Consider the following 2,499-nt stretch of genomic DNA (forward strand, 5'->3'; position numbering starts at 1 on the left):
TGCCGCGCGTACGGACGAGAAAAAATCTGTCCAGGAAGAGTTGCTTAATTATATGAAGAGACGAGGTAAGAAATGAATAATGAGTTTGATATCGACGCTTGCAACGAATTGATAAAAGACGCCATTAATTCCCGCGAGCAACTTCTAGCTATGCAATTAAAGCGAGAAATAAAACGTATCAGGGAACTCGAAGAAGAGGTTTTACGGCTACGGCAGCAAAGAGACGCTGCTAACGCGCAACTTGACTGGCTACTAGAACAACAGGAAGTTGACAAAGAGAGGGGCGCTAAATGAAATACTCAATTGGTGCGAAATGCTTTTTAATAGGCTACGGATTGGCTGCGGTCGCTTTACTTATCGCTGCTGTGGTTCTGTTATCATAAATTAAGGCCCCTTACGGGGCCTTTACTATTTATGCCAAAGTTAATCTTGTATAGCTTCCATCGGCCCGCTTAACTAACGCCTTAAGGCTATCGCCTTCCAGATACAGTGATATAGCCCCGTTATCCCTGACAGCGCTGTCTGGTAGGACGGTCACCGCTACCGGTATCTCAACAGCACGATAATCGCCCCTGTTTATTTTTAATGACACGGCATCAGGCAAGGACCCCGCAATAGCGGTAATTTCGGTCCATGCTGAACCAGAACCTGGCCCGCCGTTAATGTGGGAGTACACGGACCCACTATCAAGGGTTTTTGACAGTTTATGAATACGAAACCGAAGCGCCGCAGAATCATTATTGAAACTGTTTATGCGAGAGTTACCAAGACCTTCCTCCATCAAATTGGCTACGTTAATCCTTGAGGGGTCCACGAAGCCCGTTATTCCGCTTACAGTGGAGTTAGGTGCGTCTATCGTCATGCCCTGTTCGGTAGTTGAACGGATGCCGACCAAACGAAGGCCGTTTACACAGCAGGCCCCTGAGATATATATCTGGTTCGCGGGGAAGTTTTTAGTATTGGTGTCGATTATTGCGATATTAGTGAATACTGTTTCGTGGGCAAGAATATAAGCCCCAGAACCAGCGCAATCCTCGACGGTTATGTTAGAGACATACAGACCTTGCCCGTCCATACCGAAACCTACCCCCAGCGAACCTCTAACAAATAGATTGTCTATCAAATGGTTTAATGGGAGCATATGTACCGGGTACTGAGAAATGGGGAAATCCCCTGGGCGGTCATCTTCGGGGTTCATGTCAGTATCTGCGCCTAAATCGAAGCCGTCCCATACAGGGTATAGCACTGCTGAATCCCGGAATTGCAGGTTGTAGTTACGAGAGGTCGTAGAACCTACCGTACCTTGCCACGTCTTAACACCACTTTCCCCCGCACGATACGAAGTAAACCCGATGACCCCGCCATCGCGCGCGAAACCGCCATTGTTTCGTAAGAATTGAGCGCTACTTACCGAACCGTAACTTGTGCGCCCGCCAATAACATAGTTACCCTTGCCCCAATCGCCGCTCAGGTTTTCAAAGGTAATTACGCCATCTTTTCCGCCGCTCGGGTTGTCAGCGTCTACCATCTTACAGAAATGGCATCCGCGGAACAGGAAACACGCCATAAGACCACTCGCCCGGTGAACCTCGACGCCTGTACATTCCCGAATTTCCAGGGTAGAAGATATGCTTTGCCCTTTAGCTTCCGGAGGGAGAAGGGATTCTATACCAGGAAACTTGGCGTAATCGTTTACCGTCGGCTGGTATCCATCTGTTTTAGACTGTTTAAGTGTGGCCACGATTGCTGCGGGGTCGGTTATCCACTGATTATCGTCGGTCCACGGTTTAATCACCCACGGCGTTGTAGCACTCTCCATAAAGGGGGCTATTACAATGGAACCTTTACCTAATTGCGTAAATACCAGGTTTCCGTCGCCGATAAACTTCGCTTTACAGTCGATGGTCAGGGTCTTCCCGCTGAAGTTAACGGTCTCGTTATTACTGAAAGTGTAATCGCGGTCGATAAGAACACTATCAACAGCGGCATCCGCCAATTGTTGTAACGTAGTAAAGTCGGACAGCTTAACGGAGTATTTAAATTTCTTATCCGCTTCCGCACGAAAGGTGATGCCCCCAAAAGCTACCCAAGCCGAATCAGAAATGCCGCCTGTCGTAAGAGGTGTCGACGCCGCAGGGATAACTTTCGGCAGGGGGCCACGCCATGCGTAATAGTTACCGTCCCCGCCATCTTCTTTCGGCCAAAGAACCGCTTTATCCGCGTCGTCAGCTCCCAGGGTCCCGCCGGTTGTGAAGTTGAAAGACGCCGGGGAGAAACCAACATCACGTAAAACCGCAGGCAGGGTCTTCTGCGTCTGCCCGGTTACCTGGTTAGTAGCGTAGTCGATATTGGCGCCACCCGCTACACCGCCCTGTTTGCCGGTGATCACCTCGGCTTCGAAAATCTGGTGTTTTTTAGCTACCTGTAAATCATTAAGTGACATTACCTCACCGCAACCACTAGACATATGGCTATCCTCTTAGTTAAAACCGTTATCGA

General features: G+C 49.1%; 2 protein-coding genes. One reads left to right on the forward strand and one right to left on the reverse strand.

Going from position 1 to position 2,499, the window contains the following annotated elements:
* Window positions 1-72 precede the first annotated feature (72 nt).
* Window positions 73-294, forward strand: coding sequence for a hypothetical protein (locus H9Y05_RS16100; protein WP_015976743.1), 222 nt, complete (start codon window positions 73-75; stop codon window positions 292-294).
* A gap of 118 nt (window positions 295-412) precedes the next feature.
* On the opposite strand, the gene H9Y05_RS16105 is transcribed toward H9Y05_RS16100, so the two are convergent.
* Window positions 413-2,467: a tail spike protein gene (locus H9Y05_RS16105; RefSeq protein WP_216714890.1), complete on the reverse strand. Its 2,055-nt coding sequence runs from the start codon at window positions 2,465-2,467 to the stop codon at window positions 413-415.
* Window positions 2,468-2,499 lie beyond the last annotated feature (32 nt).

The sequence above is a fragment of the Taishania pollutisoli genome (genome assembly GCF_014518315.1).
In the GTDB taxonomy this organism is placed as follows: Bacteria; Bacteroidota; Bacteroidia; order Flavobacteriales_D; family Crocinitomicaceae; genus Taishania; species Taishania pollutisoli.

What these genes read in the sequence shown, in the direction of transcription:
- H9Y05_RS16100 (WP_015976743.1), top strand. Translation starts at nt 73, where the DNA reads ATGAATAATGAGTTTGATATCGACGCTTGCAACGAATTGATAAAAGAC.
- H9Y05_RS16105 (WP_216714890.1), bottom strand. Translation starts at nt 2,467, where the DNA reads ATGTCTAGTGGTTGCGGTGAGGTAATGTCACTTAATGATTTACAGGTA.